The 13,956-nt window shown below is 66.6% G+C and carries 14 protein-coding genes; 6 read left to right on the top strand and 8 right to left on the bottom strand.

The window, feature by feature from the left end; all coding sequences use genetic code 11:
• Positions 1-26 precede the first annotated feature (26 nt).
• Positions 27-494: a zinc ribbon domain-containing protein gene (locus HSRCO_RS04850; RefSeq protein ID WP_259519292.1), complete on the top strand. Its 468-nt coding sequence runs from the start codon at positions 27-29 to the stop codon at positions 492-494.
• Positions 495-515: 21 nt separating this feature from the next.
• Here the strand turns inward: HSRCO_RS04850 and HSRCO_RS04845 are convergent, their stop codons facing one another.
• Positions 516-1,679, bottom strand: a complete 1,164-nt coding sequence (locus HSRCO_RS04845) for a 3-dehydroquinate synthase II (protein WP_259519291.1) — start codon at positions 1,677-1,679, stop codon at positions 516-518.
• A 104-nt stretch (positions 1,680-1,783) separates the two neighbouring features.
• Here HSRCO_RS04845 and HSRCO_RS04840 point away from each other — a divergent pair, with 104 nt between their 5' ends.
• Complete coding sequence (locus tag HSRCO_RS04840; RefSeq protein ID WP_259519290.1) at positions 1,784-2,452, top strand: HAD family hydrolase; 669 nt, start codon at positions 1,784-1,786, stop codon at positions 2,450-2,452.
• On the opposite strand, the gene HSRCO_RS04835 is transcribed toward HSRCO_RS04840, so the two are convergent.
• From HSRCO_RS04835 to trpC, 4 genes are read right to left on the bottom strand one after another with little or no spacing between them, the layout of a single operon-like run.
• Positions 2,453-3,247 (bottom strand): 2-amino-3,7-dideoxy-D-threo-hept-6-ulosonate synthase, encoded by a 795-nt coding sequence (locus HSRCO_RS04835; RefSeq protein WP_259519289.1) that lies wholly within the window; start codon positions 3,245-3,247, stop codon positions 2,453-2,455. It lies immediately after the preceding gene.
• Positions 3,248-3,271: 24 nt separating this feature from the next.
• Positions 3,272-4,102 carry a tryptophan synthase subunit alpha gene (gene trpA / locus HSRCO_RS04830; RefSeq protein ID WP_259519288.1) on the bottom strand — a complete coding sequence of 277 codons (831 nt, stop codon included), beginning with the start codon at positions 4,100-4,102 and terminating at the stop codon, positions 3,272-3,274.
• A complete protein-coding gene (gene trpB, locus HSRCO_RS04825; protein WP_259519287.1) occupies positions 4,095-5,318 on the bottom strand; it encodes a tryptophan synthase subunit beta in 1,224 nt (407 codons plus the stop codon). The genes trpA and trpB overlap by 8 nt, the downstream gene beginning before the upstream one ends.
• Positions 5,315-6,037, bottom strand: a complete 723-nt coding sequence (trpC, locus tag HSRCO_RS04820) for an indole-3-glycerol phosphate synthase (protein ID WP_396266423.1) — start codon at positions 6,035-6,037, stop codon at positions 5,315-5,317. The genes trpB and trpC overlap by 4 nt, the downstream gene beginning before the upstream one ends.
• A 114-nt stretch (positions 6,038-6,151) precedes the next feature.
• Here trpC and HSRCO_RS04815 point away from each other — a divergent pair, with 114 nt between their 5' ends.
• Positions 6,152-6,607, top strand: a complete 456-nt coding sequence (locus HSRCO_RS04815; RefSeq protein WP_259519286.1) for an MGMT family protein — start codon at positions 6,152-6,154, stop codon at positions 6,605-6,607.
• Here the strand turns inward: HSRCO_RS04815 and HSRCO_RS04810 are convergent.
• Together HSRCO_RS04810 and lonB are read right to left on the bottom strand one after the other, a co-directional pair.
• Positions 6,604-7,311 carry a CPBP family intramembrane glutamic endopeptidase gene (locus HSRCO_RS04810; RefSeq protein ID WP_259519285.1) on the bottom strand — a complete coding sequence of 236 codons (708 nt, stop codon included), beginning with the start codon at positions 7,309-7,311 and terminating at the stop codon, positions 6,604-6,606. The two genes, HSRCO_RS04815 and HSRCO_RS04810, sit on opposite strands and share 4 nt — an antisense overlap.
• A 67-nt stretch (positions 7,312-7,378) precedes the next feature.
• The gene (gene lonB / locus HSRCO_RS04805) at positions 7,379-9,418 is read right to left on the bottom strand and encodes an ATP-dependent protease LonB (RefSeq protein WP_259519284.1); all 2,040 of its coding nucleotides are present in this window, start codon (positions 9,416-9,418) and stop codon (positions 7,379-7,381) included.
• A gap of 159 nt (positions 9,419-9,577) precedes the next feature.
• Between lonB and HSRCO_RS04800 the strand changes: the two genes are divergently transcribed.
• Together HSRCO_RS04800 and HSRCO_RS04795 are read left to right on the top strand one after the other, a co-directional pair.
• Positions 9,578-10,105 (top strand): nicotinamide-nucleotide adenylyltransferase, encoded by a 528-nt coding sequence (locus HSRCO_RS04800; protein WP_259519283.1) that lies wholly within the window; start codon positions 9,578-9,580, stop codon positions 10,103-10,105.
• A 2-nt stretch (positions 10,106-10,107) separates the two neighbouring features.
• Positions 10,108-10,869 (top strand): S-adenosyl-l-methionine hydroxide adenosyltransferase family protein, encoded by a 762-nt coding sequence (locus HSRCO_RS04795; protein WP_259519282.1) that lies wholly within the window; start codon positions 10,108-10,110, stop codon positions 10,867-10,869.
• Between the two features lie 6 nt (positions 10,870-10,875).
• Here HSRCO_RS04795 and thsA read toward each other — a convergent pair whose 3' ends face one another.
• Positions 10,876-12,429 carry a thermosome subunit alpha gene (gene thsA, locus HSRCO_RS04790; protein ID WP_396266422.1) on the bottom strand — a complete coding sequence of 518 codons (1,554 nt, stop codon included), beginning with the start codon at positions 12,427-12,429 and terminating at the stop codon, positions 10,876-10,878.
• Between the two features lie 261 nt (positions 12,430-12,690).
• On the opposite strand from thsA, the gene HSRCO_RS04785 reads away from it, so the two are divergent.
• On the top strand, positions 12,691-13,920 hold the full coding sequence (locus HSRCO_RS04785) for a hypothetical protein (protein WP_259519280.1): 1,230 nt from the start codon (positions 12,691-12,693) through the stop codon (positions 13,918-13,920).
• Positions 13,921-13,956: the final 36 nt, after the last annotated feature.

Genomic DNA, 13,956 nt, shown 5'->3' with positions numbered 1-13,956 from the left:
ACCTGTCCACGGCGAAGAGTGCAGGTGTGCAATCGTCGCTGATCCGCCGTCGCCCGATCATCGCCGGCCTGCTCGGGTTCCTGTACCCGGGGCTCGGACACATCTATCTCCGGGCCTGGCTCAGAGCGATCGCGTGGTTCGCGCTCGCGCTGGTCACCGCGGCGATGGTCGTCCCTGAATCCGCCGTCACCGCGTTCCAGCAGACCGGCATCGACGGACTCATCTCGGCGAGTCAGGATTTTTCGCTCGAAGTCACGGGCAGTCTCCTTGTCGTCAGGGTGCTCAACGTCGTCGACGCCTATCTGACCGGACTCCGGCAGGAACGGGCGACCGACCGCCAGGCCAGTAGCGAGACGCCAACGTGTCCGAACTGCGGCGGCGAACTCGACGCCGAACTCGACTTCTGTCCGTGGTGTACGACCGAACTCTCGGAGCTGGAGACGGAGGTCAGCCCCGAAGAGGACGAGGGGCCCGAGGGACTGCCGTTTCGGTGAGCCGAGTCCGAACGACCGGACCTACTTCTCGATGATGCGTTCGTCCACTGCCTCGCCGAAGTGACGACCGCCGGATTGCCGGAAGACGCACACCTCGTCGCCGACCTCGAGGTCGGTGATGGCCCGCCGTCCGTCCCGGGTCTCGACCTTGATCGTCTCGGCGTTCTGCAACAGCGTCTCGAACTCGTCGCCGTCAGCCGCTCGGGCGCGAACCCGGAACATGGGCCGGCGTTCGATCTTCGCACGCCCGACCACCGCCTCGCGGGTGTTGCCGGCGGTGTCCACGATCTGGACCTCGTCGCCACTTTTCAGTTCCGCGAGGTACTTCGTGTCGCCCGCCGGCGTCCGCGCGTAGGCGTGGACGGCCCCGGCATTGACGCGGAACGGCCGCGACGCGACGTACGGCGATTCTGCGGTCTCGGCGTAGACGAAAAAGAGCCCGCGGCTCATACTCCCGACGAGCATCCCTTCGTCGTCGTCCATGATGGTGGCGGTGTCGACACAGACGCGGTCGGCGCTCCCCGCCGGTTCGACTTCGATGACCTCGGCGTACTCCAGGTCGACCGATTCGCGGGTGGTCGAATCGCGCACGCGGACCGTCTCGCGGATCTCGTCCGGATCGTCCGTGTCGAGGAGGACCCCGTCGGCACCGATATCGAGCGTGTCGAAGGCGGTCTCGGCCTCGGCGGCGGTCTGGACGCCGGCGATGAGGTCCGTCTCGTCGCCGATGCGGGCGATGAGATTCTCGAGCGGGATGATCTTCCAGTCCTCACCGACGACGAGGGTGTGATCGGCGTCGGCGGCCGCGGCCTCGGCGAAGGCTTCGTAGTCGGCGTCGAAGATGCGGACGAACGCGCCGTCCGCGCCGTCCCGGCGGACGGTCGAGAGGTCGGCCGACCCCGCGAAGTCGCTGGGGAGGTCGATGGTCCCGTCGCCTTCGCCGTCCTTGCCGACGACGTAGGCGTCGGCATCGCCCAGGTCCTCCGCCTGTTCGCCGATGACGTCGACGTCGTCGGTGACGAAGGCGGCGACGTTCACCTCGCCGAGTTCCCGGACCTTCGTGACGTCCCACTCGTCGACGAGAATCCAGTCGACGCCGGCCTCCAGGCCGGTCGTGATCCGTCGTTTGCGCGTCTCCCAGTCGCCGACCGCATCGTCGGCTTTCAGCCAGACCGAGGGTGTCATACCCGCACTGTGGCAGTGGCCGTCCTTCAACGTGCCGAAACCGCGGATTACTGACCACCCTCGACGTCCGAACCGTTATCAGAACGCGGTGTGCAGTGTTGGCTATGTCACGAACCGACGCCGTCCTCTTCGACCTCGACGGGACGCTCTGCGTCCACGAGCAGGACGGCGAGGCCCTCCTCCAGGAGACGTTCGAGACGCTCGACGTCGAACCCTTCACCGACCAGCAGCGGCTTCGCGAGGCCATCAACGAGGCCCCCGACGCGGACGACACCGTCTCGTTCATGGCCAACGCGTTCGACATCGCCGCCCAGCGCGCCGGCGCCGAACCAGTTCCCGCCGACGCCATCGCCGAGACGTACATCGGCCGGTTCGACCACACGGCGGTCAGCTTTCGCGAGGGCGCCCGCGAGGCCCTCACGAGCGTCGGCGATCGACCGGTTGGCCTCGTCACGAACGGTGAACGCGCCCACCAGTGGCAGAAACTGGAGACGCTCGGTCTCACCGACGTCTTCGACACCATCGTCTATGGTGGCGACACCACACCGTCGAAACCCTCACCGGAGCCATTCGAGATCGCCCTCTCGGATCTCGGCGTCGAGGCGGACGCGACGATCCACGTGGGGAACTCTCGCTCCGACGACGTGGCCGGCGCGAACCGCGTCGGTGTCAGGTCCGTCTGGGTGCCGACGTCGGTGGACAGAGAAGAGCGGTCGACGGCCGAACCGGTCCACACCCTGGATTCGCTGCAGCAACTGCCCACCGTCTTCTGATCAGGCCTCGACGGCCAGGCCCGCCTCGCGCATCGCCGTCTCGGGGTCGACCTCGTCGTGGACGACCGCCGAGACCGCAGCCGTCATGGCGTAGGGGTCGTCGTGCTGGAAGATGGTTCGTCCCATCGAGACGCCCGCGCCGCCGGCCTCGATGACGCCCTGGACGTTCTCGAGCGTCGCGAGGTCGCCCTGGGGACTTCCGCCGGCGATGATAACCGGGAGCCGTGCAGCGTTCGCGACGTGTTCGAAGCTCTCTGCATCGCCACTGTAGGCCGTCTTTACGACGTCCGCGCCGAGTTCCTCGGCCAGTCGGACCGCGTGACCCAGACTCTCTGCGTCGTGTTCGTCGACCCCCGGCCCCCTGGCGTACGCCATCGCGAGGACCGGCATTCCGAGCCGGTCGGCCTCCGTGGTGAGTTCGGCCAGGTCTTCGATCTGATCGGGTTCGTGCACGCTGCCGACGTTGATATGAAAGGAGACGGCGTCGGCACCGGCCCGCACCGCGTCCTCGACGGTCCCGGTGACGCGCTTGTCGTTCTCGTCCGGCCCGATGGTGGTCGAGCCGTTGAGGTGGACGATGTAGCCCTTGCCGTTCTTGTTCGGATGGACCCGAGACGCGATGCCCTTCTGGGTGAGGACGGCGTCGGCACCGCCGCGGGTCACCGCGTCGATGGTCGCCTCGATGTCGACGAGGCCGCGTACCGGTCCCATTGTTATGCCGTGGTCCATCGGGATCGTGACGAACCGTCCGTCACGTCCGATACGGTCGAGTCGTGCGGTTTTCCCAGCTGTCATTGCCATGGTGTAGCAAGCCCGTTGCTATGTTCGTTCCGGTTCCGACAGGGCGGACTGGTCGGACTCGGCAGCCGCGGCGGTCGCGCCCGCCTTGATGGCGGCGGCGGTTTCTTCGAGACGCGCTGGCACGGTCTCGCCCGATGCGATGATGTCGACGAAGACGCTCCCGGCGACGACGCCGTCGGCACCGCCCTCGACGATGGAACTGGCCTGTTCGCCGCTACTGACGCCGAATCCAACCGCCGTCGGGATGTCGACGTCGGGGAGGCGTTCCAGGCTCTCGTAGGTCTGTTCGCTCACGCTCTCCCGGGCTCCGGTCGTTCCCAGACGAGCCTGAACGTAGACGAATCCGGACGCCTGTGAGACGATCCGTTCGATCCGCGCGGCTGTCGTCGTCGGTGCCACGATGAACACGAGGGCGAGGTCGTGTTCCTCGCAGGCCGCTCGCAACGGCTCACTCTCCTCCACAGGGAGGTCGGGCACGATCAGGCCGTCGACGCCGGCGGCTGCGGCGTCAGCCACGAACGGTTCCACGTCGCCGTCGCCGTAGTGGAAGATAAGGTTGTAATACGTCATCGTGACGATGGGGACCGCCACGTCGAGGTCGGCGACGAGGTCCAGATACCGTGATGGCGTCATCCCGGCGTCCAGGGCCCGGCGGATGCCACCCTCGATGGTCGGACCGTCGGCGATGGGCTCGGAGAACGGCAGTCCGAGCTCCACGACGTCAGCCCCGCCCCTGACGAGGGCCTCGACGTACGCCGCGGTCGATTCGGCGTCGGGGTCTCCGGCGACGACGTACGGAACCAGTGCGGGCCCGTCCTCGAAGGCCCGCGCGATGGCCCGTTCACCCATCGAATACCTCCATCGACGGTGCAGCGGGAATCTCCCGCCGATCGCTCTCCTCGATGACCGTATCGAGGTCCTTGTCCCCGCGCCCGGAGAGCGTGACGACGACCGGGCCATCGAAATCGCCGTCTTCCAGGAAGGCGATGGCGTGGCTGCTCTCCAGCGCCGGGATAATCCCCTCGGCCTGCGAGAGTCGGTGGAAAGCATTTAGGGCCGCGTCGTCGTCCACGTGGACCGGCGTGACCCGTCCTTCGTCGACGAGGTGAGAGAGCTCCGGGCCGACACCGGCGTAGTCGAGACCTGCGCTCACGCTGTGGGACTCGACGACCTGCCCCTTGCTCGTCTGCAAGAGTTTCGTCCGCGCGCCGTGGAGCACGCCGTCCTCGCCAGCCGAGAGCGAGGCGGAGTGTGGCGCGAACCCCGTCGAATCCTCGACCGTGATCCCGTCGCCACCGGCCTCGACGGCGTAGAGGTCCACTGACTCGTCGTCGATGAAGTTCGCGAACGAACCCATGGTGTTCGACCCGCCACCCGCACAGGCCACCACGGCCTCCGGGAGGGCCCCGATCTGATCCAGGGCCTGTTCGCGTGCCTCCTCGGAGATGACCGCCTGGAAGTCACGTACCATACTCGGGAACGGGTGGGGGCCGACGACCGAGCCGATGACGTAGTGGGTGTCCTCGACGTTCGTCGCCCAGTCGCGTAGCGTGGCGTTGATGGCTTCCTTGAGCGTCCCTGAGCCCGCGTCGACGGGGTTGACGGCCGCGTCGTGGATCCGCATCCGGAAGACGTTGGGGCGCTGGCGGTTGATGTCGGTCCGGCCCATGTAGATCTCGCAATCGACATCGAGATACGCGCAGGCCATCGCCGTGGCCGTGCCGTGCTGTCCCGCTCCCGTCTCCGCGATGATGCGCTCTTTGCCCATGTACGTCGCCAGCAGGACCTGTCCGAGGGCGTTGTTCAGTTTGTGCGCACCGCCGTGAAGGAGGTCCTCCCGTTTGAGGTAGACGTCGTCCCCGTAGCGGTCGCTCAGGGCCGCCGCGTGTTGCAACGGCGTCGGCCGACCGCCGAACTCCCGGAGATGGCGTCGCAGTTCGTCCATGAATCCGTCCTCGTTCTCGAGGACGTAGCGTTCGTACGCGTCGGCGAGTTCCTCGACCGCCGGCATCAGCGCTTCTGGCACGTACTGTCCGCCGTACTCGCCGAAGCTTCCCACGCTCATGCCGCGACCAGCTCCCGTGTCCGTTCCCGGACGTCGCCGGCCATGATGGCGGAGCCGACGAGCAACGCGTCGGCACCAGCCTCACGCATCCGATGGACGTCGTCCGGCGTGGCGATGCCGCTCTCGGCGACGAGCGTGACGTCATCGGGCGCGCTCGGCGCTACCGCTTCGAAGGTAGCCAGGTCGACCTCGAGTCGAGAGAGGTCGCGGTTGTTGATGCCCACGAGGTCGGCACCGGCGTCGAGTGCCTCGGCCAGTTCGTCACTGGAGTGCGCTTCCACCAGCGGTTCCATCCCGCGGTCGCGAGCCGCTTCGACGAGGTGGGGAAGGTCCTCGACGAACCGAACGATCAGCAGTACCGCGTCCGCGGCGACGGCGTCCAGCTGGGCCTCGCTGCGGACGAAATCCTTGCGCACCACCGGGACGTCGACCGTCTCGCGGATGCGTTCGAGCGACGCGGTCGACCCGCCGAAGTGCTCGGGTTCGGTGAGCACCGAGAGCGCCGTCGCCCCGCCGGCCACCATCTCGCGGGCGAGCGTCAGGGGGTCGTCGGTCCGGGTTCCATCGGTCGTTGGACTCGTGGGTTTCACCTCGGCGATGATCGGGACCCGCCCGGCCTCGGTCGTCGTCTCGATGGCCGTCACCAGGGACTGACCATCGACCGCGACGCGACCGTCGGGATCGGGACGTTCGTCGGCCGCCCGCAGAATCGAGCGCACCGCGGGGGCCATCGAGTTCATTTCGTCCATTGTTGTACATCAATGCACTAGTCTGTGCATAAGCATTGCGGCTCGGGCCAAACGTTCATGGCCTGGCCAGGACACCATCACTCCATGGAGGCAGCCGGCATCTACGCGCGAGAATCGGCGACGCTGGACCGATACGTCCAGATCGGCGTCGTCGGGTCGAAGGTCATCAGCGTCTCCTTTCCCGAGACACCCGACCAGGACGCCGAAGCCGAGCACGCGCTCCTCGACCGAATATTCGGCTACCTGGACGGCGAACCCGACGAATTCCAGGACGTCGACGTCGCCTTCACTATCCCGACGGACCAGCGAGCGGTGCTCGACGAAGTTCGGACGATTCCGTACGGGAAATCGGCGAGCGTCGAGGCGGTCGCTCGAACGACCGCCGTGCTCGCCGACGTCGAGGAGGGAGAGACCGTCGTGCGAAACGCGCTCCGGGCGAACCCCGCGCCGCTCGTGGTCCCCGCCCATCGCGTCACCGACGGACCAAACAGTGCGCCACCAGCCGTCACCAAACGACTCCGCGACCTCGAAGGCCTCTAGGGGTTCGAGAGCGGCCCCTCGTGGACGACGAACTCGACGGCGTCCACGACGCCATGGGCGACGATGACGACCAGCAGGTCGCCGGTCAGGACGAACGCGGCCGCGAGGACCAGCCCGAAGACCCCCGTGACCACGACCCCAATAGCGCCCTGGGCGCTGTGAGCAGCGCCGAACGCGACACTCGAGAGCACGGCCAGCACCCAGGGCGAGATTTCGAACCCAACCGCGAGTGCCCCGATCAGTGCGCCCCGGAACAGCAGTTCCTCGGCGATGGCGATAGTGGGGACCACGACCAGCAGGAGGGTACCCCACCCACCCGGCGAGGCTGGAGCGAGGAGGCGCCTGACCGCTTCGGCCTCGCGAAGGGCCGGGGCGTCGACGACGCGTTCGAGGAGGACGTTTCCGAGCGCGATGGCCGCACCGAGGACGACCCCTCCCAGGATACTGCTCGCGAGTTCCATCGCAGGAACGCCAGCGAAGCCTCGCCAGCCGAAGGCCTCCAAGGGAACCCCGGCGAACCAGGCGACGGCGAGGACGATCACTGCGACGAGCCCCTGTGAGACGACGACGTTCCACCGGAGCGCCCGTCCACCGAGGTGCGGTGCCTCTTCGGAGCCGATCACCTCGGCCGAGGACCGGGCGAGTACAACGACGCCGATGGTGAGCGTGAGAAGGAGCGCGAGAAACGGAAGCCAGCGGGTCATCGGTCGTGGGTTCGACTGGCGACACCAAAACGCTTCCCGAGAAGAGCAAAACAGCGCCGCGAACGAGTTACTGCGGGCTCGGGCTGCTGCCCGGCGTCTCCGCACTGTCAGCGGCGTCGAGCGCCTTGCCGGTGATGGATTTGAGCCGGTCGACCAGCGAGTCCTTCTCCGGTTCGGCGGTGAGGGCCACGTCGAGGACCTCGGAGATGTGCGAGACCGGAATGATCTCGATCATCTCGTCGTACTCGTCCTCGATCATGACGTCCTGCTCGTTGGCCTTCGGGATGATAACCCGGGAGTATCCGGCCTTCGCGGCGGCCTCGATCTTGTGGGTTACGCCGCCGACCGGCAGGACGTCGCCCCTGACCGAGAGCGACCCGGTCATGGCGAGGTCCTGGGCGATCGGGATGTTCTCCAGCGCGGAGATGACCGCCGTCGCGACCGTGATGGACGCGGAGTCGCCCTCGACGCCCTCGTAGGACTGGACGAACTGGATGTGGATGTCCTTGTCCCGGATGGACTCCCCGGAGAACTTCTTGATGATGGCCGAGACGTTCTCGACCGCCTCCTCGGCGATCTCCTGGAGTTTCCCGGTGGCGTACACCTGGCCGCCCTCGCCCTGTCGTGGCGTGACTTCGGCCATGACGGGCATCACGATACCCGAGTCGCCACCCATGACGGCGAGGCCGTTGACACGGCCCACGGCGTCGCCCTGGGTGACCTTCAACTCGTACTCCTTGCGGCGCTCGATGTAGTTGTCGGCGACCTGCTGCTCGATGGACCGCGAGCGCTTCTTGGCCTCGAGGACGTGGTCACGCCGCACGAACTCGGCGTCTTCGGCCTTGGCGATGTCGCCGGAGACGCGCACCAGGCCACCGAGATCCCGTAGTTTGAGGGTCAGGTGGCCCTTCCGGCCGGCGCGACGCTTGGCCTCGAGGATGATCTCTCGGACGGCGTCCGGATCGAAATGCGGGAGCCGACCGTCCTTCTCGACCTCCTGGGCGACGAAGCGGGCGTACTTCCGGCGCATCTCGGGCGTGTCGTCGATGGTGTCCTCCATGTAGACCTCGTACCCGTAGCCCTTGACGCGGTCGCGCAGCGCCGGGTGCATGTTCTCCATCGCGTCCATGTTCCCCGCGGCGACCATGATGAAGTCACAGGGGACCGGTTCCGTCTGGACCATCGCGCCGGAGGAACGCTCGGACTGGCCGGTGATGGCGAACTTGCCCTCCTGGATAGCCGTCATCAGCTTCTGCTGACTGCGGATGTCCAGGGTGTTGATCTCGTCCACGAACAGGACCCCTTTGTGGGCCTTGTGGATGGCGCCGGCCTCGACGCGGTCGTGGCTCGGCGTCTCCATCCCACCCGACTGGAAGGGGTCGTGGCGGACGTCGCCCAGGAGTGCCCCGGCGTGAGCGCCAGTGGCGTCCTCGAAGGGCGCCGTCGTGCTGTCCGCGTTGTTGAGGAGGAGTTTGGGCACCATCGCGTCGCTCCCGCGATTGCTGTAGCGGAAGGCGAAGTAGATGACCCCCGCGGCCAGCAGGCCGAGCAGCACCTGCCGGGCGATGAGAAGCGAGTAGCCAACGATGATAGCGATGATGATCCACATCAAAAAGGAGCGCATCTGGTTGCGCTTTCTGGCCTCCTCCTTGTGGGCGTCGACGATCTGCTCGCCCTTCCCCGTGGGGACGGTCCTGATCTTCGGTTCGTTCGAGTCGTCGGGGTTGTGGTAGACCAGGACGTCCTGGAGGCTCTCGGGCGGCAAGAGGCGGGCCATCGCCTTTGCCAGCATCGACTTCCCCGTTCCCGGGGAGCCGATCATCATCACGTGGCGGTGTTGCTTGGCGGCCCGTTTGACGATCTCGCGGGCGGCCTCCTGACCGATGACCTGGTCGACGAGGCGTTCGGGGACGGTGATGTCCGCCGTGCTCTCGATCTGGAGCCCACCGAGCAGGTCGTCTTCGGCGATTTCTTCGTTGATTTCCACGTCTCCCGACGCGTCGACGCTGCTGCCCAGGTCCTCCTCGGAGAGATCTCGTGACTCCTCGACCTGGTCGGCCTCGTCGGGTCCGCCACCGGGAGCATCAGTCGTGGGATCGTTACTCATAGAAGTGTTTCGTCGGTTCGAAAAAACGGCGGGTAGATTGATATACTTTCTCCCTGCGGCTCAGCTCACCCCTACGACACCTGCCGATTTCGGTGGAACCGCTGGCCGAACCGGACATAACAACCTTAGTAATGCCACCCGCGGTACGGACGGCAAAGGATGACCCGCGGTCTCTACATCGGACGGTTTCAGCCATACCACGACGGCCACCAGCAAGTCGTCGAGGACATCGTCACCGAGGTGGACGAACTGATCATCGCCATCGGGAGCGCCGACCGGAGCCACACCCAGCGCGACCCGTTCACCGCGGGCGAGCGGATCATGATGATCACGAAGTCCGTCGCGGACATCGACGACGACGTCGTTACCTACGTCGTCCCCATCGAGGACATCAATCGCAACTCGGTGTGGGTGAGCCACCTCGAGAGTATGAGTCCGCGCTTCGAAGTGGCCTACTCGAACAACCCCCTCGTCATCCAGCTATTCGAGGAGTCCGGGACGACGGTTCGCCAGTCGCCCATGTTCGATCGCGACGTCCTCAAGGGCTCGAAGATCCGAAAGAAGATGGCCGCGGACGATGGGTGGCGTTCGTTGTTGCCCCAGCCGGTCGTCGACACCATCGAGGAGATCGACGGGATCGAGCGCATCCAGCGCGTCGGCGACACCGACAACGTCCCGCTGGAGTGACCATGCTCACCATCGCCTCGGACTTCGGGTCACCCTACCCCGCCGCGATGAAGGGGGCGATCCTCCGGCGAACCGACGCCCAGCTCGTCGACGTGGCCCACGACCTGCCCCGCCAGGACGTTCGGGCAGCGGCCTTCTGGCTCCGCGAGGTGGTGCCGGAGTTCCCACCCGCCGTCCACCTCGCCGTGGTCGATCCGGGTGTCGGCACCGAACGGGCCGTCCTGGCGGTCACCGCTGGCGACCACGTGCTCGTCGGCCCGGACAACGGGCTCTTGCTCCCGGCGGCGCGACGAATCGCTCAGGGCGATGTTCAGGTCTACGCCGTGGACTACGAAGACCCCGCGAGTTCGACTTTCCACGGGAGAGACGTGTTCGCACCGCTCGCGGCGGAGATTCACGAGGAAGGAACCGGCCTGTTGCACTCGGACGACCGGTTCTCGGTCACCAGCGAGTTCGAAACGGTCGATTTCCCCGCGCCAGAATGGCACGACCAGGCCGTCCACGGAGCGGTACTCGTCATCGACGACTTCGGGAACGCCATCACGAACGTTCCCGGTGACGCGCTCGACGACTGGTTCGGTCGAGAGATACGGGTGAACGGCGAGCGAGCCCCGGTCCGTCGCACGTACGCCATGGTCGATCCGGGGCACCGGCTCGTCACGGTCGGCAGCCACGAGAACGTCGAACTCGCCGTCAACCAGGGGCGTGGCGACGATGCGTTCCGGGTCGCGGTTGGCGATCCGGTCGTACTGGACCGTTCCTGACGCCGGTCACTCCGCGGCGATGACGTCGTCGATGCGGACGATCATCGTCGCCGCCTCCGTCGCGGACTCGATGGCTTCGCGCTTGACCGCCGCGGGGTCGACGATGCCACGTTCGACCGGATCGGCGATGATACCGGTCTCGCCCTCCGAGACGACGCCGGCGGACCCGGATTCGTTCGCCGCGCGGAGGTCGACCAGCGCGTCGATCGGGTCCATGCCCATGTTCTCGGCGAGGGTGCGCGGGATGACCTCGAGCGCGTCCGCGAAGGCCTCGACGGCGAGTTGACCGCGCCCTTCGACCCCAGCCGCGGCATCGCGGACGGCGTTAGCGACACGCATCTCGGTCATACCCGCCCCGGGGACGACACCGCCATCGGTGATCGTCACTGTGGCCACGTCGAGTGCATCACCCAGGGCGCGTTCGAGTTCGTCGACGACGTGTTCGGTGCCACCGCGGACGAACAGCGTGACGCTCTTCGCGTCGGCGCCACCCTCGACGAAGACCAGGTCGTCGTCGCCGTAGCTCTCGACGCGGACCGACTCGGCGAATCCGAGGTCGTCGGCATCGATGTCGCGGACGTCACCCAACATCGAACTCCCCGTCGCCGTGGCGATGGCGCGAGCGTCGGCCGAGGAGACGTCTTCGAACGCGACCACGCCCGCCCTCACGAGTTGGGCGGCTACCCGGTCGTCGACGTCTTTCGTCGCGACGAGGACGTCGATACCGGCCTCGATCAGCGCGTCTGCGTACGCGCCGAGTTCGGCTTCCTCGGCGGCGATGGCCTCGTCGAGTTGCCGGACGTCGGTGATGTTGTACTCCACGTCCGTGCTGGTCTCGCGGGGTTCGATCTTGGCGTCGAGGACGGCGACCGTCGCGTCGTCGACGCGCCGGGACATCTCGTCGCGCATGGCCTCGGCGTCGACCACGACGCCCTCGACGAGTTCGGTCGCGCCCGAGGACGCACCGACCTGCGTGTGGACGCGGACGTCGTCGCGGTTGACGCCCTCCTCGTCCTCGACGGCGCGGATAGCGCGGACGACGTACTCGGCCAGGGCTTCGGCACTGAGATGGCCAGTTCCCTTGCCGGTCATGCTCGTCCGGGCGACCTGTTGGAGCGTCTCGTCGTCGACGTCGCCGTCGATGACGAGTTCGTCGATTGCATCGAGGGCGATGTCGCGAGCGCGTGCGTAGCCCTCCGCAACCGTCGTGGGATGCACGTCCTGGGAGAGCAACTCCTCGGCACGGACGAGTAACTGGCCCGCGAGCACCGACGCAGTCGTCGTGCCGTCACCGACCGCGTCCTCCTGTGTCTCCGCGACCTCGACGAGCATCTGTGCGGCCGGGTGCTCGATGTCCATCTCCTCCAGGATGGTCGCCCCGTCGTTGGTGATGACCACCGTCCCCGAGGCGTCGACGAGCATCTTGTCCATGCCCCGCGGCCCCAGGGTGGTGCGGACGGACTCCGCGACCGCCTTGCCGGCGGCGATGTTCGACTGCTGTGCGTCACGTCCGGTCGTCCGCTGGGCGTCTTCCCCGAGGATAAAGATGGGGCTGCCCATGCCTCGTTGCGCTTGGGACATACGACCGTCAGGAGGATAGCAGTTCTATATATAGATATCGTGACAGGTGCTATCATCGCGATCGTCTGCGGGGTCGAGGGGCGGCCACGCGCATCCAGCCCCCGCCGCCACGACACCCCGTTTCCAGCCGATATACTGCCGTAAACTCGGTTTAAGTGTGCGAAATTCGTCCGAACACGCGCGAACGCGGTGCCAGCGTCTGGCCGCTTTATGGATAGCCGATGGATAGGCTGACTCGCAATGGAACCGACTCGAACACGAACCCTGGCGATCGCCGCCGCCGCCCTGCTGTTGGTCACCGCCGTGGCCGCTCCGGCAGCGCTGGCAGCAACGGATTCGCTGTCCATCGCCGTCGACCAGCAGTCCGATACCGGCGAGGCGCTCGTCACCGTGACGCAGAACGACACCGCCGTCGAGAACGCGACGGTACAGGTGAACCCCGACGGTAACTACTCCGCCAACGAGTCCTACGTGACGGACGAGGACGGCGAGGTGCGCCTTCCCAATCCCGAGGAGACCGTCGACGTCGAGTTGATCGCCGAGTACGACGGAACGAACGTCTCGGAGAACGTCACACTCGTTCCGCTGAACGAGTCACTCGAGGTCGCCGTCGAGCAAGACGGGGCACAGAAACCGACTGTCTCCGTCACCCAGTACGACGACCCGGTCGAGAACGCCACCGTCAACGTCACGCTCGACGACGAGAACGCGTCCTACTCGGGCACGAATGGCGAATACGAGACGAACGACGATGGCCTCGTCGACATTCCCCACCCCGAGGAGACCGTCGACGTCACCGTGACCGCCACGAGTGGCGATCTGACCGCACAGACACAGGCCACCCTGACCGACCTCGGCCTCCAGGTCGCCGCCTGGCAGGGTGACGACGGTCGCCTCTCCGTCGAAGTGACCGACGACGGTGAATTCGTCGACACGGCGACCGTCAGCGTCGAAGCCACCGACGGCAACTACACCTACGACGGCGGTGGATACATCGCGACCAACGGGACCCTGTCGCTGCCCGCTCCCGACGAGAACGTGACGGTGGCGGTCGTCGCCGATTACGACAACCGGACCGCGAACACGACGGTCGAGATGGTCGCGACGACCGACGACCGCCCGGACAACTTCGGACAGACCCTGGTGAAGTTCATCGATGCGATCAAGAACAACCACGAGGGGCCGCTCGGACAGCAGATCTCCGCATTCGTCCACGAGAACAACCCGGCCGCCGACAAGGAACCCGGTCCGCCAGCCCACGTGACGGACGAGAACGAATCCACCCCCGGCCAGGGCAACGGTGCTGGCCCGCCGGACCACGTGACCCAGAATGACACCGAGACCGACGACGGAAACGAAACCAGCGACGACGACCGTCGCGGCCCGCCCGACCACGCCGGTAACGACGACAGGGGCGAGAAGAAGTCCAACAACGGCCAGGGGAACGGCAATGGCCCGCCCGGACAGTAGTGACCGACTCCTCGAGTTCCCGGCCACGACCCTAAC

The sequence above is a fragment of the Halanaeroarchaeum sp. HSR-CO genome (genome assembly GCF_024972755.1).
GTDB lineage: Archaea > Halobacteriota > Halobacteria > Halobacteriales > Halobacteriaceae > Halanaeroarchaeum.
This window is presented reverse-complemented; position numbering and strand designations above follow the sequence as displayed.

Excerpts from the sequence above, each read along its gene's own strand:
- HSRCO_RS04845 (WP_259519291.1), bottom strand. The coding sequence starts at position 1,679 with ATGACACCCTCGGTCTGGCTGAAAGCCGACGATGCGGTCGGCGACTGG.
- HSRCO_RS04840 (WP_259519290.1), top strand. The coding sequence starts at position 1,784 with ATGTCACGAACCGACGCCGTCCTCTTCGACCTCGACGGGACGCTCTGC.
- HSRCO_RS04835 (WP_259519289.1), bottom strand. The coding sequence starts at position 3,247 with ATGACAGCTGGGAAAACCGCACGACTCGACCGTATCGGACGTGACGGA.
- trpA (WP_259519288.1), bottom strand. The coding sequence starts at position 4,102 with ATGGGTGAACGGGCCATCGCGCGGGCCTTCGAGGACGGGCCCGCACTG.
- trpB (WP_259519287.1), bottom strand. The coding sequence starts at position 5,318 with ATGAGCGTGGGAAGCTTCGGCGAGTACGGCGGACAGTACGTGCCAGAA.
- HSRCO_RS04815 (WP_259519286.1), top strand. The coding sequence starts at position 6,152 with ATGGAGGCAGCCGGCATCTACGCGCGAGAATCGGCGACGCTGGACCGA.
- HSRCO_RS04810 (WP_259519285.1), bottom strand. The coding sequence starts at position 7,311 with ATGACCCGCTGGCTTCCGTTTCTCGCGCTCCTTCTCACGCTCACCATC.
- lonB (WP_259519284.1), bottom strand. The coding sequence starts at position 9,418 with ATGAGTAACGATCCCACGACTGATGCTCCCGGTGGCGGACCCGACGAG.
- HSRCO_RS04800 (WP_259519283.1), top strand. The coding sequence starts at position 9,578 with ATGACCCGCGGTCTCTACATCGGACGGTTTCAGCCATACCACGACGGC.
- HSRCO_RS04795 (WP_259519282.1), top strand. The coding sequence starts at position 10,108 with ATGCTCACCATCGCCTCGGACTTCGGGTCACCCTACCCCGCCGCGATG.
- thsA (WP_396266422.1), bottom strand. The coding sequence starts at position 12,429 with ATGGGCAGCCCCATCTTTATCCTCGGGGAAGACGCCCAGCGGACGACC.
- HSRCO_RS04785 (WP_259519280.1), top strand. The coding sequence starts at position 12,691 with ATGGAACCGACTCGAACACGAACCCTGGCGATCGCCGCCGCCGCCCTG.